Here is a 23,977-nt window from a genome sequence, read left to right on the forward strand (position 1 = left end):
ACGCCTTTTCAAAATAATATGTCAACATGTTGCCTTAAAAAATATTCGGGTGTAGCCTCTAGAAATTGGACAAATAAGCTTCCATGGCTTTTATGAAGAAGTAATAAGAAAAAATCTGTTAGCGGAGATGGTTATGGAGTACAGCAACATATTGCTTGAAAAGCACGAGGCTGTGGCCCTGGTCAGACTCAACCGACCAAAGGTCTACAACGCGTTGAACAACGCGCTGATGAACGAACTGACTTCCGCTCTGGAAGTCCTGGAAGCGGATGAGGCCATCCGCGCCGTTGTCATTACCGGCAACGAGAAAACCTTTGCCGCCGGCGCGGATATTGCCGAAGTCCATGCTCTGGACTTTTCCCGGGCCTACCGTGAGCGCTTCATCTCCGCCAATTGGGAAACCGTGACCCGGTGTCGCAAACCGGTGATTGCCGCGGTGGCCGGCCTGGCACTCGGCGGTGGCTGTGAACTGGCGATGATGTGTGACCTCTTGATAGCCGCCGATAACGCCCGCTTCGGCCAGCCGGAAGTGAAGATTGGCACCCTGCCCGGAGCCGGTGGTACCCAGCGGCTGGCCAGGGCTATTGGCAAGGCCAAGACCATGGACCTGTGCCTGACCGGTCGGATGATGGATGCGCAGGAAGCTGAGCGCAGTGGTCTGGTCAGCCGGGTCGTGCCAGCTGAAGATCTGCTTGATACGGCCATGGCGGTAGCAGGGGAAATCGCCGGCTATTCGCAGATGGCCACCATGATCAACAAGGATGCGGTCAATCAGGCGTTCGAGACCCCTTTGAGAGCGGGCGTTGAATACGAACGCCGGCTGCTGTGGTCCAGTTTCTCCAGCGAGGATCGCAACGAGGGTATGACTGCTTTTCTCGAGAAACGTCAGCCCCAGTGGAAGCACCGGTAACCTTTAAAAGCTCAGGAGCGATTATGGATATTCATTTCACCCCCGAAGAGCTGGCTTTCCGCAGTGAGGTGCGAGCGTTTCTGGAACAGAATCTGCCGGCCGGCCTTGCAGAGAAGGTCCGTCTGGGCCGTCGACTTGCCAAAGAGGATCATCAGCGCTGGCAGAAGATTCTTAACCAGAAGGGTTGGTATGCGGTGAACTGGCCGGAAGAGTATGGCGGTACCGGCTGGTCTGTGGTGCAGAAGCACATTTTTGACGAAGAGTGCGCCGCCGCTGGAGCGCCCAGATTGGTGGCGTTCGGCGTCAACATGGTGGCACCGGTAATCATCAAGTTCGGCACCCAGACCCAGAAGGATTACTACCTGCCGCGGATTCTGCGCAGCGAGGACTGGTGGTGCCAGGGCTATTCCGAGCCCGGCGCCGGCTCCGACCTGGCCAGCCTGAAAACCCGCGCCGAGCGGGATGGCGATCATTACCTAGTCAACGGTCAAAAGACCTGGACCACCCTGGGCCAACATGCCAACCGGATCTTCTGCCTGGTTCGCACCGATCCTTCCGCCAAGAAGCAGGAGGGCATCTCCTTCCTGCTGATCGACATGGATACGCCCGGCATTACTGTGCGCCCGATCATAACCCTCGATGGTGAACACGAGGTCAACGAGGTGTTCTTCGACAACGTTCGGGTGCCGGTGGAAAACCTGGTTGGTGAGGAGAACAAGGGCTGGACCTGTGCCAAGTATCTGCTCACCCACGAGCGCACTGGCCAGGCCGGTATCGGCCAGTCAAAAGCGGCGCTGGCACACCTCAAACAGATTGCCAGTGCCGAGACGGTGGCCGGCCAACCAAGGATTGACGATCCCCTGTTTCGCGCCCGGATCGCCGAGTTGGAAATGCGCCTGATGGCGGTGGAGATGAGCACCCTTCGCATTCTGGCCGCCACCCGCGATGGTGGGGTGCCAGGGGCGGAGAGCTCGTTGCTGAAGATCCAGGGTTCGGAGATCCGCCAGGCGATTACAGACCTGATGCGCAAGGCGCTGGGGCCGAACGCGCTGCCGTTCCTGGAACCGGAGCTGGAACCGGACTTCCATGGCGAGCCGTTGTATCAGGATTACAGCGCGTCGCCGGCCAGCCAGTACTTTAATCTGCGCAAGCTGTCTATCTACGGCGGGTCCAACGAAATTCAGAAGAACATCATCGCCAAGCTGGTTCTGGAACTGTAGGAGGGGACTATGAATTTTGAACTGAACGAAGAGCAACAGATGCTGGCGGATACGGTCGAGCGTCTGGTCCGCAATACCTACAGTTTTGAGCAGCGGGAAGTATTTTACCAAAGCCCCCGGGGTTACAGCCCGGAGTTCTGGCGCCAGTTGTCAGAGCTGGGCATTACCTCGGTGCCCATCGCTGCCGAGTACGAAGGCTTTGGCGGCACCGGCGTGGAAAACATGCTGGTGATGAAGGAGCTCGGCCGGGGCCTGTGTCTTGAGCCGTACCTGCATTCCCAGATTTATGCTGCCGGCCTGGTTGAGCAACTGGGTTCCGCCGAACAGCGGCAGTCGATTCTGCCGGCAGTGGCGGCAGGCGAGCGTCTGTTGACGGTGGCCGACGAGGAAGCAGGTAGCCACTACCATCCAGAGGCGATTGAATGCCAGGCGGTGCCCTGTGAACGGGGCTGGCGTCTGAGCGGCCACAAGCGGGTAGTGATCGGCGGCGAGCTTGCCCACATCATTCTGGTCACTGCCCGGATGAGTGATGGTGAAGGCGTAAGCCTGTTTCTGCTGGACCCGGCGGCTGAGGGTGTTTCGCGCACCGGCTACCCCTGCATAGACGGCCCAAGGGCCTGTGATCTTGCACTGGCGGATGTCTATGTTGAGGCGGACAGCCTGCTAGGGCCGGCGGGTAAGGCCGCGCCTGCGCTGGCCTATCAGCGTGGCCGTGCGGTTGCCGCGCAGTGCGCCGAGGCGGTGGGCAGTATGGAGGAGGCCTTCCGGCTGACTCTGGACTATCTGAAAACGCGCCAGCAGTTCGGCTCACCGATTGGCCGCTTTCAGGCGCTCCAGCACCGGATGGCGGAAATGCGCGGCGAACTCGAGCTGGCGCGCTCCATGACCATTCTTGCAGCCTGTGTGGCAGACGACCCGGATTCGGAAAGTCGCAGCCGACGGCTTGCTGCTGCCAAGTTCACCGTGGCCCGGGCGTCGCAGCTGATTGCCGAGCAGTCTGTCCAGTTGCACGGCGGTATTGGTATGACCTGGGAATATTCACTGGCCCACCACGCCAAGCGCCTGGTGATGCTGACTCATCAGTTCGGGGATGACGACTTCCACCTCGGACAGTATTCGGCCCTGCTGGAAGTGCCCCGGCAGGCTTCACAGCAGGTGGCCTGACCACCCGCCCCAAGACAAGATCAACAAACGGAGACAACCAACATGGCCAACCAAGCAAGTTTTAACTGGGAAGACCCGCTGTTGCTGGACCAGCAACTGACCGAAGACGAGCGCATGGTGCGCGAGAGTGCTCGTCAGTTTGCCGAGAGCAAGCTCAGGCCCCGGGTGCTCGAAGCCTTCCGCAACGAACAGACCGACCCGGAGATATTTCGGGAAATGGGCGAGACCGGCCTGCTGGGATGTACCATTCCCGAACAATACGGCGGTAGCGGCCTGAACTACGTGTGCTATGGCCTGATCGCTCGGGAGGTGGAGCGGGTGGACTCCGGTTACCGGTCCATGATGAGTGTGCAGTCATCCCTGGTGATGGTGCCCATCTACGAATTCGGTAATGAGGAAACCCGTCAGAAGTATCTGCCCAAACTCGCTTCCGGAGAATGGATTGGGTGTTTCGGGTTGACCGAACCAGACCATGGCTCTGATCCCGGCAACATGGCGACCCGCGCCCGCAAGGTGGACGGCGGTTACCGCCTGACCGGCAGCAAGATGTGGATCACTAACAGCCCGATCGCTGACGTGTTCGTGGTCTGGGCCAAGGACGACGACGGCGCAATTCGCGGCTTTGTTCTGGAGAAGGGCTGGGAGGGCCTGAGTGCCCCGGCCATTCACGGCAAGGTAGGGTTGCGGGCCTCGATCACTGGTGAAATCGTGATGGACGGCGTCTTTGTGCCGGAAGAAAATGCCTTCCCGGACGTGCGAGGGCTGAAGGGGCCGTTCACCTGCCTGAACTCCGCTCGCTACGGTATTTCCTGGGGTGCTCTGGGTGCCGCTGAAGATTGCTGGCACACGGCTCGCCAGTATGTGCTGGACCGCAAGCAGTTCGGTCGGCCGCTGGCCGCCAACCAGCTGATCCAGAAAAAGCTGGCAGACATGCAGACCGACATCACCCTGGCCCTGCAAGGCTGCCTGCGTCTTGGTCGGATGAAGGATGAGGGCACGGCTGCCGTCGAGATCACTTCCATCATGAAGCGCAATTCCTGCGGCAAGGCTCTGGATGTTGCCCGCCTGGCCAGGGATATGCTCGGGGGTAACGGCATAAGTGATGAATTCGGGGTGGCGCGACACCTGGTGAATCTGGAAGTGGTGAACACCTATGAAGGCACCCACGATGTTCACGCCCTGATTCTGGGTCGAGCCCAGACCGGGATTCAGGCGTTCTTTTGATTATTTGTGCAGGGGCCAATAGAGGTATTGGCCCCTTTCAGTCAGCCCAGATGTTTGAGCAACAGATCGGCAAATAGCGCCGGACACTCGACCGATGGCACGTGGCCAATGCCTTCCAGAATTAGCGGATCCGGGGAATGACTGAATTGCGCCAGGGCTTTCAGTGACTCCGGTGGTGTTGCTGCATCCTCTGAGCCACCAACCAGGAGAGCCGGAACATGGCGGTCCTTCAGCTTTTCCCTGAAATCGGCTTTACCCAGCATTTCACACAGAAGGGCATAACTGTGGTCGTCTCCACGCCCCATGATGACCTTCCATCCATCAAGCAGAGCCGTTTGTTCCTTGCAGGCTGCTGGACCGAACCAGCGTGGCACAATCTCTCCGGCCATGGCGGCAAGGCCCTTATCTCGGACGTTGGAGGCACGCAGATTCCAGGCTTCCACGGTGCCAATGATGGCGCCCGTGTTGGTCAGCGTGGCCGAAATCAGATTGTCGCTGTACTCGGAAACCAGCTGCTGGCCGATCACACCGCCGATGGAGGTCCCGGTGAAGTGGAAGGCCTTGGCACCGGCGATCTGGGCGAGGGTGAGTGCTTCCCGGGCCAGGTCATTGGGGGTGATTTTCCCGGCGTCCTCCGGCCAGGCGCTGCTGGCACCGTGGCCGGGCAGGTCCCAGGTCAGGACCCGGAATTTGCCCAGCAGGGCCGGCAGCATGTCGTCCCAGACGCCCTGGGTCATGCCCAGCGGGTGGGCCAGCACTAGCAGGGGCTTCTCGCTGTCGCCGAGCAGGCGGTAGCAGATGGTGCGACCGTTATGGTTCAGAAATGACATGAAAACTCCTTGGGTCAGACCCGCTCGATAAGTGTAGCAATACCTTGGCCCACACCCACACACATGGTGCACAGGGCGTAACGGCCACCGGTGCGCTGCAGTTGGTGGGCGGCGGTCATCAGCAGGCGGGCGCCAGACATGCCCAGCGGGTGGCCAAGGGCAATGGCGCCGCCGTTCGGGTTCACCCGGGGATCGTCATCAGCAATGCCGAGCTCACGAAGGACCGCCAGGCCCTGGGCGGCAAAGGCTTCGTTAAGTTCGATCACGTCGATGTCGGCGATGCTGATGTTCTGCTTTTCCAACAGTTTTCGGACTGCGGGCACCGGGCCGATGCCCATGATGCGCGGCTCCACGCCGGCTGTGGCCATGCCGAGGATTTTTGCCATGGGCTTGAGGCCCTGCTGCGTCACTGCGGCTTCACTGGCTACCAGCATGGCGGCGGCGCCGTCGTTCACGCCGGAAGCATTGCCTGCAGTCACACTACCGTTGTTATGGAAGGGCGTGGGCAGGGCAGCAAGTTTCTCCAGCGTGCTCTCGCGGGGATGTTCGTCGGTGTCGAATACGAGCGGGTCCTGCTTGCGGCGCGGAATCGACACCGGCACGATCTCTTCGGCAAAGACGCCTTCCTGTTGCGCCCGGGCAGTTTTCTGCTGGGAGCGGAATGCGAACAGATCCTGATCTTCCCGGGAAATGCTGAATTTTTCCGCGACGTTCTCGGCCGTTTCCGGCATGGAGTCGATGCCGTACTGTTGCTTCATCAGCGGGTTCACAAAACGCCAACCGATGGTGGTGTCTTCAATTTTCTGGCTTCTTGAGAAGGCGCTGTCGGCCTTGCCCATCACGTACGGGGCACGGGACATGGACTCCACGCCGCCGGCCAGAACCAGATCCATTTCACCGGCGCGGATGGCGCGAAAGGCCGTGCCTACGGCGTCCATGCCGGAACCACACAGCCGGTTGAGGGTGGTGCCCGGTACGGAGGTGGGTAGACCGGCCAGCAATGCGGACATGCGGGCCACGTTGCGGTTGTCTTCGCCGGCCTGGTTGGCGTTGCCCATGATCACTTCGTCGATGGCGGCCGGGTCCAGTTCTGAAGCCTGCTCAAGCACGGCCTTGAAGATGTGGGCGGCCAGGTCGTCCGGGCGAACGCTGGCCAGGGTGCCGCCGAAGCGGCCGATGGCCGAGCGGCGGGGATGGCAAATAAATACGTCTGTCATATCTTGCCTCACTGTTGGCCGGATTGAGTTGAAGAGTGATGGGCGCTTGTACGTGCTTTCAAATCCCGAAGCACTTCCAGTTCTCTGGTAGTGGGTTCTGGGGTGGTTTCCAGCTGGTCCGCGAAGCGGATCTCCCAGCCGGTGGCCTCGATCACGGCCTCCCGGGTCACGTTCGGGTGCAGGGAGGTGACCACGAGTTCCTTGGTCTCCGGATCCGGCTTGAGGATGCACAGATCGGTAATGACCACAGTGGGGCCGCGGCCGATGTTGGGGACATTGTCCCGGGCTTTGCCGTCACGGCCGAAGCCGACGGTAGTCACGAAGTCCACGTCTTTCACGAAGGTGCGCTTGGAGTGTTTCACGGTAATGAACACTTCTTTCGCGTTGGTGGCAATTTCGGGTGCGCCACCGCCGCCGGGCAGGCGGACTTTCGGTTCGCGGTAGTCACCGATCAGGGTGGTATTCAGGTTGGCGTAACGGTCGATCTGGGCGGTGCCCAGAAAGCCAACACTGATGTGGCCACCCTGTAGCCAGTACCGGAACATCTCGGGTACGGAAACCGTCGTCAGGGCAGACTCGCACAGCTCGCCGTCACCGATGGACAGTGGCAGCACGTCCGGCTTGGTCTGCAGGGTGCCGGATTCATAGATCAGGGTCACATCCGGAGCGTGGGTCAGACGTGCGAGGTTGGCCGCCTCACTGGGCAGGCCGATGCCGACGAAACAGGTCATGTCATTAGTCAGCGCGCGGGCAGCCGTGACGCTCATCATTTCGGAAGAGGTAAATTCAAAGCTCATCACGCAGCTCCTTTTTCGAATACGTTGTCTTGCAGCCAGGCCTGGAAGGTGTCGCGGTCACGGGCAATGCCATCCCAGTCCTTGTAGAAAGCGTTATCCCGGTCGTAATAGCCCAGAGCGTAGGAGGGCGCGGCGCCCTTGGGAGCCTCGGCGATGGCGGTGACGGCCCAGGATGGCAGCACGCACGCGTTCACCGATGCGCCGAGGTCATCGACAATCTCTTCCACGGTCACAATGCTGCGTTTGGCGGCCAGTACCACTTCCTTCTGAATGCCGACTATGCCTTCGATCAGGACATTGCCTTTGCGGTCGGCCCGCTGGGCATGGATCACGGCGACATCCGGGCGAACAGAGGGCACGGCAGCGAGGCGCTCACCGGTGAACGGGCACTCGATGAATTTGATCTGGTCATTAACCTTGGGCAGGTCGCTGCCCACGTAACCGCGCAGCACGGCTAACGGCAGACCGGCAGCACCGGCTTCGTAGGCATTGGCCATGGCGGCGTGGCTGTGTTCAAGGATCTCGATCTGGTGAGGCCAGCCTTTCTCAACGGCATCCCGCAGACGGTGCAGGGAGCCCACGCCCGGATTCCCACCCCATGAGAAAATCAGTTTCTTCGCGCAGCCTGCACCAATCATCTGGTCGTAGATCAGATCCGGGGTCATGCGGATCAGGGTCAGGTCACGTTTCTCCTGCCGGATGATTTCGTGGCCAGCGGCAAACGGAATCAGGTGGGTAAAGCCTTCCATCGCAACGGTGTCGCCGTTGTTGATGTGTTTGCTTACCGCTTCCTGGAGAGAGAGAAATTCAGCCATCGCAGGGTCTCCATCGTGTTTCGGTTGATAAGTTCGATATACGAACATAAGTTTAATATGCGAACATAATGGCGCGATTGGTTTTCGGTCGTCAAGTACAAATTTTCACCAGTTGATAAAAATGCACGGATGTTCGGACTGCGAACTAGCTGATACCATGCGCTGACATCGACTTGCCGAGGCGCTGAAGGAGCCGGAATGGACGAACAGATTCTCAAGCCGGGAGACCGGGATTACGTGGGGGCGCTGGCCTCCGGGCTGGACGTGTTGCAGGCGTTTGATGGTGAGCATCCGCGCATGACGCTCAGTGAAGTGGCCGCCAGGACCGACATGGATCGGGCGAAGGCTCGTCGATTTCTGCTGACCCTGCACGCTCTGGGTTTCGTGAAGCGTACCGGCCGCCAGTTCGAGCTGACGCCTCGGGTGCTGCAGCTGGGCTACGCCTATCAGGCGTCGAACCAGTATCGGGCGGTGATTCAACAATACCTGGAAGACATCACTGCCGAGCTTGGTGAATCCTCTTCCCTGGCGGTGTTGGATGGCGACGACGTGGTTTACGTGGTGCGCTCGGCGGCGCGGCATCGGCTGATGGCGATTACCCTCTCGGTGGGTACCCGCTTGCCTGCGGCCTACACGTCCATGGGGCGGGTGTTGCTGGCACAGCTACCGGAATCGGAGCTGGCTGCGTTTCTGGACCGCATCCGGCTGGAGCGTTTCACCGAGTCATCGGTTATCGACAAAGCTGCGCTGCGCTGCGCCATCGACCAGGCTCGTGAGCAGGGCTACTCCATTGTCGACCAGGAGCTGGATTCGGGGTTGCGCTCTGCAGCGGTGCCGGTGTTTGCCGGCAGTGGTGAACTGCTTGGCGCGATCAATATCAGCACCAATGCCGCGCGGGTGGATATGGAGACTTTGATGAAGGTTTACCTGCCGCGGTTGCAGGAAGCGGCTGAAGCGGTGCGGCAAACAACCCGATGACCTTGTCGGATTACGGCTGCGCCTAATCCGACCTACTGAACTGAATGTGTCCGCGTAGGTCGGATTAGAGCCGTCAGGCTCGTAATCCGACGAGACCGTTACGGATAACGCCCCGTCAGCCGGTTTTCCACCAGCTCTCCCAGAATAGTATTGGCCAGCCGCATAACGGCATTCGGATTCTCTCCGCGCCGGCGTGAGGCGATCACCGGGGTGGTGATGTTGTTGTCCTCCAGTGGCATGTATTCCACGCCCTCACGGTTTAGCTTTCGGACCTGTTCAGGAACCAGCGTAAACCCCATATCCGATGCCACCAGAGACAGCGCTGTCTGAAGGTCGTTGACCTGCTGGCTGACATGAATTTTCAGGCCGCGACGGTGAAACAGACCCTGGGTGATGTCAGCGAAGTTTGGACCGGGACCGGATGGGAAAGTCACCATCGGCCATTCCGAGAGCTCTTTCATGGAGGGCGGGTGACGGGTTAGTTGATGGCCGGCCGGAATGGCCGCGATGATCGGCTCATCAAATAGGTTCTCCTGCTCCACACCAGGGTCTTCGATTCTTAGTCGGCCGAAGCCGATATCGATCTTGCCGGACTTCAGCGCCTCCACCTGCTCGCGGGTTTTCAGCTCATGCAGGACAATCTCCAGGTTTTTGTTCTGGCGCAGCCGGCGCACCATCAGCGGTAATTGCCCGTAGAACACGGATGGGACGAAGCCGATCGAAAAGATGGTTTTCCGGTGCTGGGCAATACGGCGGGTGTCCTCAACGGTGGCGCCCACTTTGTCCAGAATCTGCTGGGCCTGCTCCAGAAAATATTCCCCGCCCGTGGTTAGCTCCAGCCCTCGGGGTTTGCGGATAAACAATTCCACCCCTATCTCTTCTTCCAGCTGTTTGATGGCCCGGGTCAGCGGTGGTTGCGCAATAAACAGTTTTTCTGCCGCCCGGGTCAGGTTGCCTGCCTCTGCCACGGCAACGAAGTACCGCAAGTGTCGCAGCTCCATCCATACCTCCAGGGTATCGGTTATTACTTAATCAATATTGGTTCACATAACTGAAACTTCGTACTGTTCGAATCACAGGTTTTTTTACTTGCGATTCGGAGAGCACATGTCCGCCACCATTCAGTCCATTGAAGCGATCCTGGTCGATATTCCGACCATCCGCCCCCACAAGCTATCCATGACAACCATGGGGGTTCAGAGCATGGTGATCGTTCGGATGAAAGACTCGAACGGTCTTGAGGGACTGGGTGAGGCGACCACAATTGGCGGTCTGGCCTACGGCCCGGAAAGCCCTGAAAGTGTAAAGCTTACCATTGATACCTATTTCAAACCGCAACTGATTGGCCAGCCCGCGGGCAACATCAATACCCTGAGGGTAATGCTAAACCGCTCAACTCGCGGTAACAACCTGGCCAAGTCGGCCATCGAGACCGCACTGCTGGATCTGCAGGGCAAGCGGCTCAAACGTCCGGTATCTGATTTGCTCGGCGGTGCCATTCACCAGCACCTCCCGGTGCTGTGGACCCTGGCCAGTGGGGATACCGACAAGGATATCGAGGAGGCGCTCGGCCTGATCGAAACCCGCCGCCACTGCGATTTCAAACTCAAGATCGGTTCCCGTCCGGTGATGGAAGACGTTCGTCACGTCGCGGCTATCAAGGAAGCCTTAGGTGAGAGCACCAGCGTGCGTGTGGATGTGAACCAGGCCTGGGACGAAGCCACCGCTGCCAAAGGTATGGCGGAGCTGCAGGCGGCTGGTATCGACCTGGTAGAACAGCCGACCCCGATGAAGGATTACGCGGCGCTGGTGCGTCTGTCCGGGAAGTTCCATCTGCCCATCCTGGCCGATGAAGCGGTGGCCGACGCCAAGGATATGTACAACCTCGCAGCCAGCGGATTCGCTGGTGCCGTCGCCATGAAAATTGCCAAGGCCGGTGGGCCTGCACGTGCTCTGGAGCAAGCCGCTGTGGCTCAGGCCGCAGGTATCGGGCTCTACGGCGGCACGTTACTGGAAGGCTCCATTGGCACAGCTGCTGCGCTACACGCCTGGTCCACCCTGGAAACCCTGCAATGGGGCACCGAGATGTTCGGTCCCCTTCTGATGAAAGACGACATTGTCGTCAAGCCACTCAATTTCCACAGCAACGGTGTCGACTTGCCGCAGGGCCCGGGCCTGGGTGTCGAGATTGATGAAGACAAACTCAACCAGTATCGCCGGAAAGCCTGAGGCGCCGGGACATTCCGCAAAACGGAGGAAAGCACATGCTGTTCAAAGTCGAGATGAAGGTGAACATCCCCCACGACATGCCAGCGGAGGTGGCTGCAGACATCAAGGCCCGGGAGAAAGCCTATGCCCAGGGCCTGCAGGAGCAGGGCAAGTGGCGTCACCTTTGGCGGGTGGCCGGCAGCTACGCCAACGTCAGCATTTTCGATGTGAAAGACAACGCCGAGCTGCAGGAGCTGATCAGCAACCTGCCCCTGTTTCCCTACATGGATATCACCGTCGCGCCCCTGTGCCGGCACCCGTCGTCCATTCTCGAAGACGACCGCTAAATCCGAGAACCCTGTTGCCAACTGATGAGATGAATTGAGCAACAAAAACAAGAGCACCGAGGAGATCAACCATGACCGTCAAGACCATGAATACTGCGGAAGTAAAGGACCTGCTGGAGAAAGTTGCCGGCTTCAACCAGGACGTTGGAAATGAGCGGGTGAAGAAGATTGTTCACCGCCTCATGCACGATATTTTCCAGCTCGTTGAAGACTTCGACGTGACACCCGAAGAGTTCTGGCAAGCCGTCTACTATGTGGGTGATCTGGGCGCGAATGGTGAGGCCGCGCTGCTGGCACCGGGCCTGGGTATGGACAAGTACCTCGACATCCGGATGGACGCGGAAGATGAGCAGGCCGGCTTGGATGGCGGAACTCCCAGAACCATTGAGGGCCCGCTTTATGTCGCCGGCGCGCCGCTGAGCGAAGGCTTTGCCCGCATGGACGATGGCTCCGATGAGTCTGCCGAGACCATGATCCTGACCGGCCAGGTCACGGACGAAAAAGGCCAGCCATTGGCCAATGCGGTTGTCGACGTATGGCACGCAGACACCAAGGGTGCCTACTCCTACTTCGACCAGTCACAGAGCGAATACAACCTGCGTCGTCGCATCAAGACTGACGAAAACGGTCGCTACACCGCCCGTTCCATCATCCCGTCCGGTTATGGCTGTCCGCCCGAGGGTTCTACCCAGGCGCTGCTGAACCTGCTGGGTCGCCATGGAAACCGTCCGGCGCATATCCATTTCTTTATTGCCAAGCCGGGTTACAAGCACCTGACCACCCAGATCAACCTGGCCGGTGACGAGTACACCTATGACGACTTTGCCTTCGCGACCCGTGAAGAACTGGTGGTTGAGGCCAATCGCATTGAAGACCCCGCCAAAGCCGAGCAGTTCGGCCTGAACAAGCCGTTCACCGAGGTGGAGTTCAACATCCAGCTGGTGTCTACCGACAAGTCTGAGCTGCAAACCCGCCATGAGCGCAAGCGTGCTCTCGAAGGCGAAGCCGCGTAAGGAGGATTCATCATGACTCGTCAACTCGACAGGCTTGAAAAGCAGATTCGCGGGGCGGTGGAAGCCGACCCGAAAACCGGCCACTACCGCTGTGACCGCGGCATCTTCACCGACGAAGAACTGTTTGAGCTGGAGATGAAACACATCTTCGAAGGCAACTGGATTTTCCTGGCCCACGAGAGCCAGATCGAGAATCCGGGCGACTATTACACCACCACGGTGGGTCGTCAGCCGGTGATCATCACCCGGACCAAGGACGGTGAGCTCAAGGCGATTCTGAACACCTGCACCCACCGGGGTGCCACCCTGTGCCGCAAGAAGCGCGGCAACAAGACGTCCTTTACCTGCCCGTTCCACGGCTGGACCTTCAAGAACGATGGCAAGCTGCTGAAGGCCAAGGACCAGAAGAAGGGCGGTTACCCGGACAGCTTCAATGTCGACGGTTCCCACGACCTGAAACAACTGCCGAAGTTTGAAAACTATCGCGGTTTCCTGTTTGGCAGCCTCAATTCAGATGTTCTGCCGCTGGAGGAGTACCTGGGCGAAACCACCAAGGTGCTCGACGCCATTGTCGACCAGGCGGAAGACGGCTTGGAGATCCTGCGGGGTGCGTCCACCTATACCTACGAGGGTAACTGGAAGCTGACTGCCGAGAACGGCGCCGATGGTTACCACGTCAGCACCGTTCACTGGAACTACCTGTCCACCATGGGCCAGCGCAACTACGAGAAGGGTGGCACCGAAGCGGTTGATGCCAAGAGCTGGTCCAACGAGGGCGGTTTCTACTCCTTCGAGAACGGCCACATGATGCTGTGGACCCGTCTGACCAATCCGGAAGTGCGCCCGGTGTACGCCCAGTTGCCACGCCTGGAGAAGGAGCTGGGTGAAGAGCGCGCTGACTTTATCGTGCGGACCACCAAGAACCTGTGCCTGTACCCGAATGTGTACGTGATGGACCAGTTCTCTACCCAGATACGGGTGTTGCGACCGATCGACGTCAACAAGACCGAGATCACCATTTACTGCTGGGCTCCGAAAGGTGAGCCGGTGGCCGATCGCACCAAACGGATCCGCCAGTACGAAGACTTCTTCAACGTCTCCGGTATGGGTACCCCGGACGATCTGGAAGAGTTCCGTGGCTGCCAGGAAGGCTACTACGCCAAGGGCGTCAAGTGGAACGACATGAGTCGTGGCGCCCAGCACTGGATTGAAGGTGCGGATGACTGGGCCAAGCGCATCAACCTGAAACCGATTCTCAGCGGTGCCAAGCCGGAGGATGAGGGCCTGTACGTGACGCACCACCAGCATTGGGTGGAGGAGATGACCAAGGCTGTCGAAACCGAGCGTGCGCGTTTCATTTCTCTTTCTACCGTTTCGTCAGAGGAGGCCTCCCAATGAGCATGACCTTCGAACAGATTCAGGCCTTTGTCTACCGGGAAGCCCGCCTGCTGGATGACCGGGAATGGGACGAATGGCTCAAGTGCTACCACGAGGACGTCACCTACTGGATGCCGGCCTGGGACGACAACGACGAGTTGACCGAAGATCCGCAGACCGAGATCTCGCTGATCTACTACCCGAACCGCAACGGCCTGGAAGATCGCGTATACCGGCTCAAGACCGAGCGTTCCGGCGCCAGCTCCATTCCGGAGCCGCGCACGGTACACCTGGCCAGTAACCTCGAAATTCTGGAGCGCGACGGCGACACCGTGAAGCTGCGTTTCAACTGGCAGACCAACAGCCACCGCTACCACAAAACCCAGTCGTTCTTCGGTGTGTCTTTCTACACCCTGGATTGCAGTGGCGAGCAACCGCTGATCACCGAGAAGAAGGTGGTTCTGAAAAACGATTACATCAATCAGGTGATTGATATCTACCACCTGTAATTGATGGGGAGAGCATCATCATGAGTTACAACATTGCACTCAATTTTGAAGACGGCGTTACCCGATTCGTGTCCTGCAACGAAGGCGAAACGGTTCTCGATGCCGCTTACCGTGCGCAGATCAATCTGCCCATGGACTGCTCCGATGGCGTATGCGGCACCTGCAAGGGCGCTTGCCGCCAGGGTGAATTCGACATGGGTGACGAGTACATCGACGAGGCACTGTCCGACGAGGAAGCCGAGCAGGGCATGGTTCTGACCTGTCAGATGGTGCCCTCCAGCGACTGTGTGGTGGAGGTGCCGGTTGCGTCCACCATGTGCAAGACCGGAAACGCAGAAGTGACCGGCACTGTCGCCGAGGTAAACCTGATTTCGCCCACCTCGATCGAGCTCAAGATCACGGCGGACGATGACATCGCCTTCCTGCCCGGGCAGTACGTGAACATTCAGGTGCCGGGCACCGACCAGACGCGGGCCTATTCATTCAGCTCAAAACCCGGCAGTCGGGACCTGAGTTTCCTGATCCGCAATGTGCCGGGCGGACTGATGAGTTCCTGGCTGGTGGGTAAGGCCCGCACCGGTGACAAGGTCACCCTGACCGGTCCCATGGGCAGTTTCTACCTCCGCCCGATCGAACGCCCGGTACTCATGTTGGCGGGCGGCACTGGACTCGCGCCTTTTCTGGCCAAGCTCGAGCATATGAAGGCCAACGGTTGTGATCTGCCGACGCACCTCATCTATGGCGTGACCAATGATGAAGATCTGGTGTGCCTCGATATCCTGGATCGTTTTGCCGAGGAGCTGGATAACTTCACCTACATCACCGTGGTGGCTGGCGAGGAAAGCACTCATCCGCGTAAGGGTTATGTGACCCAGCATATGGATGACGCGCCAGTGAACGACGGCGATGTGGATGTCTACCTCTGTGGGCCGCCTCCGATGGTGGACGCCGTGCTGGGCTACTTCCGTGAGCAGGGTATTGAACCGAACTCGTTCCACTACGAGAAGTTCACCCCGAGTGTCCCGGCCGCCGAGGATAAGGTGGCATGAGCCCGCGTTTCGCCAACAAGGTGATGGTGGTCACCGGTGCGGCACAAGGCATTGGCCGGCGGGTGGCTGAACTGGCCGCCGCCGAAGGTGCCCGCCTGGTTCTGGTGGACATTGCTGACTACGTGCAGGGCGTTGCCGCTGAACTGCGCGACCAGGGCATGGAAGCCCTGGCCGTGCAGGCAAACCTGGAAACCTGGGAAGGCGCGGAAACGGTGATGGCCAAGGCCCATAAGCAGTATGGCCGCATCGACATCCTGATCAACAACGTCGGGGGCACCATCTGGGCCCAGCCGTTCGAGCAGTACCAGCCCGAACAGATCCAGAAGGAAATCCAGCGCTCCCTGTTCCCGACTCTGTGGTGTTGCCGCGCAGTGCTGCCTTACATGGTGGAACAGAAGAGCGGCGCCATTGTGAACGTGTCTTCGGTGGCTACTCGGGGCCTGATGCGGGTGCCCTATGGCGCCGCCAAGGGCGGGGTCAACGCCATGACCGTGAACATGGCCTTCGAGTATGCCGAGCTTGGTATTCGGGTGAACGCGACCGCGCCAGGCGGCACCGAAGCGCCGCCCCGGCTGACCCCACGCAACACGGATGAACAGGGCGAGCAGGAGAAGGCCTGGTACCAGACCCTGATCGACCAGACCAATACCAGCAGTTTCATGCACCGTTACGGAACCCTGGATGAGCAGGCGGAGCCGATCCTGTTTCTGGCCTCGGATGCGGCCAGCTACATGACCGGAACCATCCTGCCCGTGGCCGGCGGCGACTGCGGTTAACGCAAAAAAGATTGATCGGAACTCCCGACAACAACAACAGTATTCGGAGAAACAGACCAATGAGAAACATAGACGTCAACGACGTTATCGATAACGCAGCATTCAACAAGTTCCACTGGAAGGTGCTCTTCTGGTGCACCCTGATCATAATTTTCGACGGTTATGACCTGGTGATTTATGGCGTGGTTCTGCCGCTGTTAATGGACCAGTGGAACCTCAATCCGTACGTGGCTGGTTTGCTGGGCAGCAGTGCCCTGTTCGGCATGATGTTTGGTGCCATGGGCTTTGGGATGCTGTCCGACAAGTGGGGCCGCAAGAAAGTTATCCTGATGTGCGTGGTCCTGTTCAGTCTGACCACGGTCATCAACGGCTTTGCCACCAACGCCTGGCAGTTCGGCATCCTCCGGTTTATTGCCGGCCTGGGAATAGGCGGTGTTATGCCCAACGTGGTGTCGCTGATGAGCGAGTATTCGCCTGCCCGCAAACGCAGCACGCTCGTGGCGCTCATGTTCAGCGGCTACGCCGTGGGCGGAATGATGTCGGCAGGCCTGGGTATCTGGATCGTGCCCAATTTCGGATGGGAGATCATGTTCTATCTTGCCATTGTGCCGATGTTGCTTCTGCCCCTGATGATCAAATACCTGCCTGAGTCGGTGGCATTCCTGATGGCCCAGAAGCGGGAGGGCGAGGCGCGGAACATTCTTTGCCAGGTGGCGCCTTTCAAAGCTATTAACGAGCAGGACGTCCTCGTTGTTCCGCCGACCACAGAAAGCAAGGCGCCGGTGCTGGAACTGTTCCGGGGTGGCCGTGCCATGAGCACGCTGATGTTCTGGGTGGCCTTCTTTAACTGCTTGTTGATGGTGTACGCACTTGGCTCCTGGTTGCCGAAACTGATGTCCGCGGCCGGTTACCCGCTCGATTCCAGCCTGATGTTCCTGATGGTGCTGAACATCGGGGCCATTGTCGGCGCGGTTGGCGGTGGCTGGTTGGCCGACCGTTTTTCACTGCGATCTGTTCTGGTGAGCTTTTTCATCCTGGGCTCAGGGTCGCTGATCACCCTGGGCTATGAAAACCCAATGTGGGTTCTCTACACCCTGATGGGAATCGCCGGCGCCACGACCATTGGATCGCAGATCCTGCTGTACGCCTACGTGGCCCAGTACTACCCAACCAGCATAAGGTCTACCGGGTTGGGCTGGGCTTCGGGAATCGGTCGCAACGGCGCCATTGTCGGCCCCATGCTCGGTGGAACCTTGCTGGCTCTGGCCCTGCCGCACCATGTGAACTTCCTGGCGCTGGCCATACCGGGCGCTATTGCCACCGTCGCCATTGCGCTGGTGGGCCGGCGGTTCAGTGAGAAGCCTGTTCAGTCGGAGGCGGAAACGGCACTGGCCCCGACTAATTGATTGTGGAGCGTTGATGCACCCCTGAGGGAGACTGTCAGTCGAACCCCTCGTTTGCCCCGGCGCGTGAGTGTCCGGGGCTTTTTTCCGTTCCCGAAGATCAGATGAGAAGGAATTGAGCATGCCGCAGCTTTTCCGAGACATGTCGTTATCCGCCGTTGCGGCTGGTTTCCTGGCGGTGCTGGTTTCGTACGCCGGGCCGCTGGCCATCTTTTTCCAGGCCGGCGCGGCGGCGGAGATATCAACCCAGATGATGACCTCCTGGGTCTGGGCTATTTCAATGGGCGCGGCGGTTTCGGGAATCCTGCTGTCGCTGTGGCTCAAGGCACCGATTGTGACTGCCTGGTCGGCTCCGGGAACGGCGCTTCTGGTAACCCTGTTCCCGGAGTTGTCATTAAACGAGGCAGTAGGTGCCTATATCACCGCCGCCGTGATTATCTTTGTCATCGGTGTTTCGGGCACGTTCGATGCGTTTGTCAGGGCCATTCCAAAAGGTGTGGCCGCCGGGATGATGGCCGGGATCCTTTTCCAGTTCGGGGTCGGTGCCTTTGCGGCTATCGAATCCACGCCGACGCTGGCGATAGGCATGCTGCTGGCTTACGTGGTGTTCCGCCGGCTGGTGCCGAAATACACGCTGGTCCTGCTTCTGATTGTCGGGATAGTACTGGCGGTGGTGCTTGAGGATGCATCTCTGGCCGGTGTTCGGTTGAGCATGGCTGTCCCCCAGTTCATCACCCCGGAATGGAACCTTGGTTCCACCCTGAGCCTGGCTATACCTTTGGTGCTGGTCAGCCTGACGGGGCAGTTTCTGCCAGGCATGGCGATTCTGCGGGGAGCCGGGTACAGGGTGAAGGCCAAACCGGTGATTGCCGTGTCGAGCCTGGTATCGCTGCCGATGGCATTGTTCGGTGGGATCACGACGGTGGTTGCCGCCATTACCGCTGCGATCTGCACCGGCAAGGATGCTCATGAAGATCCCATGAAACGTTACGTCGCCGGCGTGTTCAATGGCGTGTTCTATCTGGTCGGTGGGCTGTTTGCCGGCACGATCGTGGCGCTCTTCACCTCTTTGCCTGCAGCCTTTGTTGCGGTACTGGCCGGCCTGGCTCTGCTGGGGGCGATTGCAAATAACCTGTTTGCGGCGCTGGAAGACGCAGGCCAACGGGAGGCGTCATTGATTACGTTTATCGTGACCGCTTCCGGGCTGTCGCTGTTCGGATTGTCCTCTGCCTTCTGGGGAGTGGTGATTGGTTTCGGATGCCATGCAATCACACGGGCCGGCCCAGCCAAACCCAGGTAAGCGGGATCCGAACGAAGAATCTGATAAGCATGAATACATGCAAGGAGATGTTATGAATCAAAGTCTGAATGCCATCGTTAATGCGCGATTGCAGGGACAAGAAGGCTTGTTCCGGCTGGTAATTGCCGAAGGCCGATTCAGTGAAATCACGGCTCAGAAGGCGCCGGAAGGAGGTTCAGGCAACCAGCTGGATGCCGGCGGTAACCTGGTTGTTCCGCCGTTCGTTGAGCCACACATCCATCTTGATGCGGCCATGACCGCAGGTCAGCCCCGATGGAACCAAAGCGGTACCCTGTTTGAGGGTATTGAATGCTGGTCCGAGCGCAAAGCCAGCCTGACTCATGATGATGTGATCAGCCGGGCGGAGCAGACGCTGAAGCTGTTCGCTGATAACGGGATTCAGCATGTTCGCACCCATGTGGACGTCACAGACCCCAAGCTGACGGGCCTGAAGGCCATGCTTGAGGTGCGTAAGCGCATGGCTGAAACCGTGGATCTCCAAATCGTGGCATTTCCCCAGGAAGGTCTCTGGTCATTTCCGAAGGGTAAGGAGCTGATGGAGGAAGCCGTGCGCCTCGGCGCCGACGTGGTCGGTGGCATTCCACATTTCGAATTCACCCGGGATTACGGCGTTGAGTCGGTCCAATGGCTGGTGGCGTTGGCCCACAAAAATGACCTTTTGGTGGACGTGCATTGCGACGAGATCGATGACCCCGAGTCCCGCTTCCTGGAAGTGCTCGCTGCCGAGGCGCTCAAGCTTGATTATGGCTCCCGGGTTACTGCCAGCCATACCTGTGCCATGGGCTCCTACAACGATCATTACTGTAGTCGGCTGTTCCGGTTGTTGAAGAAATCCGGTCTGCGTTTTCTTTCGATGCCCACCGAAAGCCTGCACCTGCAGGGACGGTTCGATGGTTATCCGAAACGTCGTGGCCTGACCCGTGTTCCGGAGCTGTTGGATGCGGGACTTAAGGTAGCCTTCGGCCAGGATTCCATTCGTGATCCCTGGTACCCATTGGGGAACGGCAACATGCTTCGGACCCTTGATGTCGGCCTGCACGCCTGCCACATGCTGGGTATGGGCTGGATTGACCGGTCTCTGGAGCTGATCACCGACAACGGTGCCGCGGCGCTGGATCTGAAAGAGTATGGTATTGAGGAGGGTCTTCCGGCTCGTTGTGTTGTGTTGAATGGCCAATCGCCGTACGAGGTTCTGTCGGGGCAGCTGCCTGTGCTGGCGTCGGTACGTGATGGGCGGGTTTTGGTGAAGCGGCTTTAACCCTTCGAGTTCTGGTATCGGCCGCCAGGATAGACTCGAGCTGTGGAGACCGGACTATACTGTAAGCACGTTTCGTAACCCGGTGATGACTCCATGCGCAAGATAGATTCCTTAGCGTATTGGCAGAAGCAAGGCCCAGAGTTTTTTCGGGAGCTTTCCAGCTTTGGTGCCATGCCCGACGCGGTTATAAAAAAGCTCCTGGAAGAGGGGCGCGTGCTTAGCCTTAGTCCCGGCGACTCGCTTTACTCTGTTGGCGACCGAAGCGAGGCATTCTACATTGTGCTCAGCGGCAGAGTTGGTACCTGGATGCCAAGGAAAGATGGCGGCATGACCCTTGCCCGCTCTCACGAGCCGGGTGACGACGTGGGCTTTGTCCCCATGATTGCGTTGGCAGATCGGCCTGCCAGTACCAGAGCCGATGAAGTATCGGTTGTTCTGGAAATCAGCTGTGTCCAGTTCCTTGATTTCCACCAACAAGAACCGGATGCCTTTGGTCTGATGCTCCTGAACCTTGTTCGTGGTATGGCCAGATCCATCATTACCATGGCGAGCGTGTTGGCGGAACAGGATGAGCAATTGCATCGGATGTATTCGGCGCCGTTCTCGTATCGCTCCAGATAAGCTGGCCCGCAATATGAGTAATTTCATGGGATTTTTGAGGACGCGGATATCAGACATTTTGATCGTTTCTTTTCTTCGTAAACTGAGCTAATTTAGCTTCCTAACATTATTTTTGGGGCCACTGAACTTTTAAATGAAAACCGGTGTTCATGTCATTCACTCTCTCTACTCAACGGTAGCACTTCTAGCTGCCGGGCTGCGCCGTATTCGCCATTCCTTTCGCTGAATTCGTCGAAGAATCGTCGAATTCGGCGAGACCCTCTGAACACATCCTTTAACTTATTCTTGGCTTTCAAGCCTCAAGGAATCGGTATGTCTGAACGTCCAGCTATTTATGTGTTGGAACAGGATTTTGATCGTTTATCCGCCATGTTGGAGAAACAGTCACATGGCAATGAAGCTGCCCAGGCGCTTGCGCTCGAGCTTGATAGAGCAACTCTGGTTGATGCCGCGAATCTGCCTACCGGCACCGTCACCATGAACTCCTTGGTCCATTTTAAAAATGAAAGTAACGACGCGGAGTACACGATGAGGCTCGTTTACCCGAGTCAGCGAGAGGCAGACGAGGAATGTGTGTCCGTTCTGGCTCCAGCGGGTGCCGCCCTCCTGGGTCTTAGGGTAGGGGACCGTATTGATTGGCCATTCGCCGGCAAGAAGCAGCTTCGTCTGAAAATCATTGAAGTAACTCAAGCAAACTGAACAAGGAAAACGCATGAATCAAACAGGCACCCTTGGCGAGCTGTACGAGCAGATCGTCCTTAGAAATCCAGCGGAACCTGAGTTTCACCAAGCAGTGTTGGAGGTCCTGGAATCACTATCGCCAGTCATCGAGAAACATCCCGAGTACAAGGAAGCGAAGCTGCTTGAGCGCATTTGTGAACCCGAGCGGCAAATCATTTTCCGGGTGCCGTGGGTGGATGACTCCGGGGCAGTGCAGATCAACCGTGGATTCAGGGTTGAATTTAACTCGGCTCTTGGACCCTACAAAGGGGGCTTGCGATTTCACCCTTCCGTGAATCTGGGCGTGGTGAAGTTTCTCGGTTTCGAGCAGATATTCAAGAATTCCCTGACCGGCATGCCGATTGGCGGAGGCAAAGGTGGTTCGGACTTTGACCCCAAAGGGCGATCTGACAACGAGATCATGCGGTTTTGCCAATCCTTTATGACCGAACTTTATCGGCACATTGGTGAGTATACCGACGTGCCAGCAGGCGATATCGGCGTTGGAGCCAGGGAGCTTGGTTTCCTGTTCGGCCAATACAAACGCCTTACCAATCGGTATGAATCCGGAGTGCTGACCGGGAAGGGGCTTGGATGGGGCGGCGCCCGCGTCCGCAAGGAAGCGACGGGGTACGGGACGGTGTATTTTGTCCGTGAGATGCTGGCGGCTCAGGGTGTAGACCTTGAGGACAAAGACGTGGTGGTCTCCGGTTCCGGAAACGTTGCAATCTACGCGATGGAAAAGGTCCAGCAGTTCGGAGGCAAGGTGGTCGCCTGTTCCGATTCGAGTGGTTACGTTTATGACCCGGCCGGCATCGACGTTGCGCTGGTTCGGCAGATCAAGGAAACCGAACGTGGTCGAATCAGTGATTATGCGGCTCGTCGTCAGAATGGCAGTGATTTTGTTTCCGGAGCATCTATTTGGGAGGTGCCCTGCAAAGTGGCCCTTCCATGCGCAACACAGAACGAACTGACAAACTCAGACGCGAAAGCGTTGATTCGTAATGGCGTCCTGGCCGTCGCCGAGGGTGCCAATATGCCGTGCATGCCCGATGCAGTGAAGTTATTCCGCGAGGCTGGCATCCTGTTTGGTCCTGCAAAAGCCGCCAATGCCGGTGGCGTCGCAACCAGTGCTCTGGAAATGCAACAGAACGCCTCCCGGGATTCCTGGAGTTTTGATTACAGCGAGCAGCGCCTGAAGGACATCATGACCGAAATTCACCGCTCCTGTTTTGAAACCGCGGAAGAATACGGCCGGCCAGGAGACTATGTGTTTGGCGCAAACACAACAGGGTTCTGCCGTGTGGCTGATGCGATGTTGGCGTTTGGGGTGATTTAACACCTGCGCGCCAGCTTCTTAAGTTTTTATACTCATGTGTTCTCGCAGGAGAGAGGGCCCCTGGCCCCGCCGAAGGCGCAAACTCCCATAAACGCTCAGGCAAAGGTACTGCGAGGCACCGTTCAAAGCCGTCTGGAGAGCGACTGCCAACGCAGTCCACCGAAGGGGCAAGCAGAGCCGGGCTCTGTAAACTCTCAGGTATCAGGGACAGGGGGAGAGGCCGCAGAAACTCAGGAGTCCTCTGTGCTCATCTCTATATATATGATTGCCATTACCGCCGAGGCCATGTCGGGCGCACTCGCCGCCGGGCGGAGAAATATGGATCTCTTTGGTGTCGCCGTTATTGCGTTTTTCACTGCCTTGGGTGGCGGAACTGTCCGGGACATTCTCCTGGGTAATTTTCCTGTTACCTGGACCCAGCACCCACGCTATATCTACATGACCATCACGGGCGGACTGGTAACGATCGTGATCGCCCGCTTTATGCGCCACCTTCATCAGCTGTTTCTGGTGCTGGATGCCTTAGGCCTCGCGGCCTTCACGGTTATTGGTTGCAATGTTGCCCTTGAGCTGGGCTATGACACGGTCGTTGTTGTGATGGCCGGCATCACCACCGGCATTTTTGGCGGTATCATCCGCGACATCATGTGCAACCGGACCCCACAGGTATTGCGTCATGAACTATACGCCAGTGTTTCACTGGTGGTCGCTTTTCTGTACCTGACCCTGCTTCGTCAGGGAGTGAATGAGAGCGTGACCCTACTTGCCGCATTCAGCTTGGGTCTCCTGCTCCGTATGGCCGCCATTCGCTGGCGTTTGTCGCTGCCAGTGTTCAGCTATTCCCAGGCCCGCTGGGAGTGATGGGACCTCGGCTTCTTGTG

Annotated in this window: 24 protein-coding genes and 2 riboswitches; of the genes, 19 read left to right on the forward strand and 5 right to left on the reverse strand. The window is 58.4% G+C overall.

Translation table 11 applies throughout. The features are described 5' to 3' along the window. Positions 1-133: 133 nt before the first annotated feature. Genes FMN52_RS17930 through FMN52_RS17945 form a run of 4 tightly spaced genes read left to right on the forward strand, consistent with a single transcriptional unit; the run spans position 134 to position 4,518 of the window. The gene (locus tag FMN52_RS17930) at positions 134-910 is read left to right on the forward strand and encodes an enoyl-CoA hydratase (protein WP_148609982.1); all 777 of its coding nucleotides are present in this window, start codon (positions 134-136) and stop codon (positions 908-910) included. A 23-nt stretch (positions 911-933) separates the two neighbouring features. Next, positions 934-2,130, forward strand: coding sequence for an acyl-CoA dehydrogenase family protein (locus FMN52_RS17935; RefSeq protein ID WP_148609983.1), 1,197 nt, complete (start codon positions 934-936; stop codon positions 2,128-2,130). Between the two features lie 9 nt (positions 2,131-2,139). Further along, entirely contained in the window at positions 2,140-3,294 is a 1,155-nt protein-coding gene (locus FMN52_RS17940) for an acyl-CoA dehydrogenase (RefSeq protein WP_148609984.1), read from the forward strand. Between the two features lie 42 nt (positions 3,295-3,336). Beyond that, positions 3,337-4,518, forward strand: coding sequence for an acyl-CoA dehydrogenase (locus FMN52_RS17945; RefSeq protein ID WP_053113905.1), 1,182 nt, complete (start codon positions 3,337-3,339; stop codon positions 4,516-4,518). Between the two features lie 41 nt (positions 4,519-4,559). Here FMN52_RS17945 and FMN52_RS17950 read toward each other — a convergent pair whose 3' ends face one another. From FMN52_RS17950 to FMN52_RS17965, 4 genes are read right to left on the reverse strand one after another with little or no spacing between them, the layout of a single operon-like run. After that, positions 4,560-5,348 (reverse strand): alpha/beta fold hydrolase, encoded by a 789-nt coding sequence (locus FMN52_RS17950; RefSeq protein WP_148609985.1) that lies wholly within the window; start codon positions 5,346-5,348, stop codon positions 4,560-4,562. 14 nt (positions 5,349-5,362) lie between these two features. Next, complete coding sequence (pcaF, locus tag FMN52_RS17955) at positions 5,363-6,565, reverse strand: 3-oxoadipyl-CoA thiolase (RefSeq protein WP_148609986.1); 1,203 nt, start codon at positions 6,563-6,565, stop codon at positions 5,363-5,365. 8 nt (positions 6,566-6,573) lie between these two features. Continuing rightward, on the reverse strand, positions 6,574-7,362 hold the full coding sequence (locus FMN52_RS17960) for a CoA-transferase subunit beta (RefSeq protein WP_148609987.1): 789 nt from the start codon (positions 7,360-7,362) through the stop codon (positions 6,574-6,576). After that, the gene (locus tag FMN52_RS17965; protein WP_148609988.1) at positions 7,362-8,177 is read right to left on the reverse strand and encodes a CoA transferase subunit A; all 816 of its coding nucleotides are present in this window, start codon (positions 8,175-8,177) and stop codon (positions 7,362-7,364) included. Before FMN52_RS17965 ends, FMN52_RS17960 begins: the two co-directional genes overlap by 1 nt. Positions 8,178-8,375: 198 nt before the next feature. Here FMN52_RS17965 and FMN52_RS17970 point away from each other — a divergent pair, with 198 nt between their 5' ends. Continuing rightward, on the forward strand, positions 8,376-9,155 hold the full coding sequence (locus tag FMN52_RS17970) for an IclR family transcriptional regulator C-terminal domain-containing protein (protein WP_148609989.1): 780 nt from the start codon (positions 8,376-8,378) through the stop codon (positions 9,153-9,155). Positions 9,156-9,253: 98 nt separating this feature from the next. Here the strand turns inward: FMN52_RS17970 and FMN52_RS17975 are convergent, their stop codons facing one another. Next, on the reverse strand, positions 9,254-10,156 hold the full coding sequence (locus tag FMN52_RS17975) for a LysR family transcriptional regulator (RefSeq protein ID WP_148609990.1): 903 nt from the start codon (positions 10,154-10,156) through the stop codon (positions 9,254-9,256). 106 nt (positions 10,157-10,262) lie between these two features. Here FMN52_RS17975 and FMN52_RS17980 point away from each other — a divergent pair, with 106 nt between their 5' ends. The 14 genes from FMN52_RS17980 (at position 10,263) to FMN52_RS18045 (ending at position 23,957) form a co-directional block, all read left to right on the forward strand. Beyond that, positions 10,263-11,384 carry a muconate/chloromuconate family cycloisomerase gene (locus FMN52_RS17980; RefSeq protein WP_148609991.1) on the forward strand — a complete coding sequence of 374 codons (1,122 nt, stop codon included), beginning with the start codon at positions 10,263-10,265 and terminating at the stop codon, positions 11,382-11,384. A gap of 35 nt (positions 11,385-11,419) precedes the next feature. Next, positions 11,420-11,710, forward strand: a complete 291-nt coding sequence (gene catC, locus FMN52_RS17985; protein WP_148609992.1) for a muconolactone Delta-isomerase — start codon at positions 11,420-11,422, stop codon at positions 11,708-11,710. A 71-nt stretch (positions 11,711-11,781) separates the two neighbouring features. Beyond that, positions 11,782-12,723, forward strand: a complete 942-nt coding sequence (gene catA, locus FMN52_RS17990; RefSeq protein WP_148609993.1) for a catechol 1,2-dioxygenase — start codon at positions 11,782-11,784, stop codon at positions 12,721-12,723. A 12-nt stretch (positions 12,724-12,735) separates the two neighbouring features. Continuing rightward, complete coding sequence (locus FMN52_RS17995; protein ID WP_148609994.1) at positions 12,736-14,121, forward strand: Rieske 2Fe-2S domain-containing protein; 1,386 nt, start codon at positions 12,736-12,738, stop codon at positions 14,119-14,121. Further along, entirely contained in the window at positions 14,118-14,609 is a 492-nt protein-coding gene (gene benB, locus FMN52_RS18000; protein WP_148609995.1) for a benzoate 1,2-dioxygenase small subunit, read from the forward strand. The genes FMN52_RS17995 and benB overlap by 4 nt, the downstream gene beginning before the upstream one ends. 20 nt (positions 14,610-14,629) lie before the next feature. Continuing rightward, complete coding sequence (gene benC / locus FMN52_RS18005) at positions 14,630-15,658, forward strand: benzoate 1,2-dioxygenase electron transfer component BenC (RefSeq protein WP_148609996.1); 1,029 nt, start codon at positions 14,630-14,632, stop codon at positions 15,656-15,658. Further along, positions 15,655-16,434, forward strand: coding sequence for a benzoate diol dehydrogenase BenD (gene benD / locus FMN52_RS18010; RefSeq protein WP_148609997.1), 780 nt, complete (start codon positions 15,655-15,657; stop codon positions 16,432-16,434). Before benC ends, benD begins: the two co-directional genes overlap by 4 nt. Positions 16,435-16,493: 59 nt before the next feature. Next, a complete protein-coding gene (locus FMN52_RS18015) occupies positions 16,494-17,840 on the forward strand; it encodes an MFS transporter (protein ID WP_148609998.1) in 1,347 nt (448 codons plus the stop codon). Between the two features lie 118 nt (positions 17,841-17,958). Beyond that, a complete protein-coding gene (locus tag FMN52_RS18020) occupies positions 17,959-19,137 on the forward strand; it encodes a benzoate/H(+) symporter BenE family transporter (protein WP_148609999.1) in 1,179 nt (392 codons plus the stop codon). A 52-nt stretch (positions 19,138-19,189) separates the two neighbouring features. Next, a complete protein-coding gene (codA, locus tag FMN52_RS18025; RefSeq protein ID WP_148610000.1) occupies positions 19,190-20,416 on the forward strand; it encodes a cytosine deaminase in 1,227 nt (408 codons plus the stop codon). A 93-nt stretch (positions 20,417-20,509) separates the two neighbouring features. Continuing rightward, positions 20,510-21,037: a cyclic nucleotide-binding domain-containing protein gene (locus tag FMN52_RS18030; RefSeq protein ID WP_148610001.1), complete on the forward strand. Its 528-nt coding sequence runs from the start codon at positions 20,510-20,512 to the stop codon at positions 21,035-21,037. A gap of 312 nt (positions 21,038-21,349) precedes the next feature. After that, positions 21,350-21,736 carry a nucleoside diphosphate kinase regulator gene (gene rnk, locus FMN52_RS18035; RefSeq protein ID WP_148610002.1) on the forward strand — a complete coding sequence of 129 codons (387 nt, stop codon included), beginning with the start codon at positions 21,350-21,352 and terminating at the stop codon, positions 21,734-21,736. Positions 21,737-21,749: 13 nt separating this feature from the next. After that, positions 21,750-23,096, forward strand: a complete 1,347-nt coding sequence (gene gdhA, locus FMN52_RS18040; protein ID WP_148610003.1) for an NADP-specific glutamate dehydrogenase — start codon at positions 21,750-21,752, stop codon at positions 23,094-23,096. A gap of 35 nt (positions 23,097-23,131) precedes the next feature. After that, a riboswitch (glycine riboswitch) is annotated at positions 23,132-23,217 on the forward strand. 1 nt (position 23,218) lies between these two features. Beyond that, positions 23,219-23,317, forward strand: a riboswitch (glycine riboswitch). Positions 23,318-23,357: 40 nt separating this feature from the next. Beyond that, positions 23,358-23,957: a trimeric intracellular cation channel family protein gene (locus FMN52_RS18045; protein ID WP_240339537.1), complete on the forward strand. Its 600-nt coding sequence runs from the start codon at positions 23,358-23,360 to the stop codon at positions 23,955-23,957. The last annotated feature ends 20 nt before the right edge of the window (positions 23,958-23,977 follow it).

It is taken from the genome of Marinobacter sp. BW6, assembly GCF_008107725.1.
Lineage (GTDB): Bacteria > Pseudomonadota > Gammaproteobacteria > Pseudomonadales > Oleiphilaceae > Marinobacter.

Bases quoted from the DNA above. Each gene is read 5' to 3' on its own strand.
- FMN52_RS17935 (WP_148609983.1), top strand. From the start codon at position 934: ATGGATATTCATTTCACCCCCGAAGAGCTGGCTTTCCGCAGTGAGGTG.
- FMN52_RS18030 (WP_148610001.1), top strand. From the start codon at position 20,510: ATGCGCAAGATAGATTCCTTAGCGTATTGGCAGAAGCAAGGCCCAGAG.
- pcaF (WP_148609986.1), bottom strand. From the start codon at position 6,565: ATGACAGACGTATTTATTTGCCATCCCCGCCGCTCGGCCATCGGCCGC.
- FMN52_RS17995 (WP_148609994.1), top strand. From the start codon at position 12,736: ATGACTCGTCAACTCGACAGGCTTGAAAAGCAGATTCGCGGGGCGGTG.
- FMN52_RS18045 (WP_240339537.1), top strand. From the start codon at position 23,358: ATGATTGCCATTACCGCCGAGGCCATGTCGGGCGCACTCGCCGCCGGG.
- FMN52_RS17960 (WP_148609987.1), bottom strand. From the start codon at position 7,362: ATGAGCTTTGAATTTACCTCTTCCGAAATGATGAGCGTCACGGCTGCC.
- FMN52_RS17980 (WP_148609991.1), top strand. From the start codon at position 10,263: ATGTCCGCCACCATTCAGTCCATTGAAGCGATCCTGGTCGATATTCCG.
- gdhA (WP_148610003.1), top strand. From the start codon at position 21,750: ATGAATCAAACAGGCACCCTTGGCGAGCTGTACGAGCAGATCGTCCTT.
- FMN52_RS18020 (WP_148609999.1), top strand. From the start codon at position 17,959: ATGCCGCAGCTTTTCCGAGACATGTCGTTATCCGCCGTTGCGGCTGGT.
- FMN52_RS17950 (WP_148609985.1), bottom strand. From the start codon at position 5,348: ATGTCATTTCTGAACCATAACGGTCGCACCATCTGCTACCGCCTGCTC.
- catC (WP_148609992.1), top strand. From the start codon at position 11,420: ATGCTGTTCAAAGTCGAGATGAAGGTGAACATCCCCCACGACATGCCA.
- FMN52_RS17945 (WP_053113905.1), top strand. From the start codon at position 3,337: ATGGCCAACCAAGCAAGTTTTAACTGGGAAGACCCGCTGTTGCTGGAC.
- FMN52_RS18015 (WP_148609998.1), top strand. From the start codon at position 16,494: ATGAGAAACATAGACGTCAACGACGTTATCGATAACGCAGCATTCAAC.
- benD (WP_148609997.1), top strand. From the start codon at position 15,655: ATGAGCCCGCGTTTCGCCAACAAGGTGATGGTGGTCACCGGTGCGGCA.
- FMN52_RS17970 (WP_148609989.1), top strand. From the start codon at position 8,376: ATGGACGAACAGATTCTCAAGCCGGGAGACCGGGATTACGTGGGGGCG.
- FMN52_RS17965 (WP_148609988.1), bottom strand. From the start codon at position 8,177: ATGGCTGAATTTCTCTCTCTCCAGGAAGCGGTAAGCAAACACATCAAC.
- benC (WP_148609996.1), top strand. From the start codon at position 14,630: ATGAGTTACAACATTGCACTCAATTTTGAAGACGGCGTTACCCGATTC.
- FMN52_RS17940 (WP_148609984.1), top strand. From the start codon at position 2,140: ATGAATTTTGAACTGAACGAAGAGCAACAGATGCTGGCGGATACGGTC.
- catA (WP_148609993.1), top strand. From the start codon at position 11,782: ATGACCGTCAAGACCATGAATACTGCGGAAGTAAAGGACCTGCTGGAG.
- benB (WP_148609995.1), top strand. From the start codon at position 14,118: ATGAGCATGACCTTCGAACAGATTCAGGCCTTTGTCTACCGGGAAGCC.
- codA (WP_148610000.1), top strand. From the start codon at position 19,190: ATGAATCAAAGTCTGAATGCCATCGTTAATGCGCGATTGCAGGGACAA.
- FMN52_RS17975 (WP_148609990.1), bottom strand. From the start codon at position 10,156: ATGGAGCTGCGACACTTGCGGTACTTCGTTGCCGTGGCAGAGGCAGGC.
- FMN52_RS17930 (WP_148609982.1), top strand. From the start codon at position 134: ATGGAGTACAGCAACATATTGCTTGAAAAGCACGAGGCTGTGGCCCTG.
- rnk (WP_148610002.1), top strand. From the start codon at position 21,350: ATGTCTGAACGTCCAGCTATTTATGTGTTGGAACAGGATTTTGATCGT.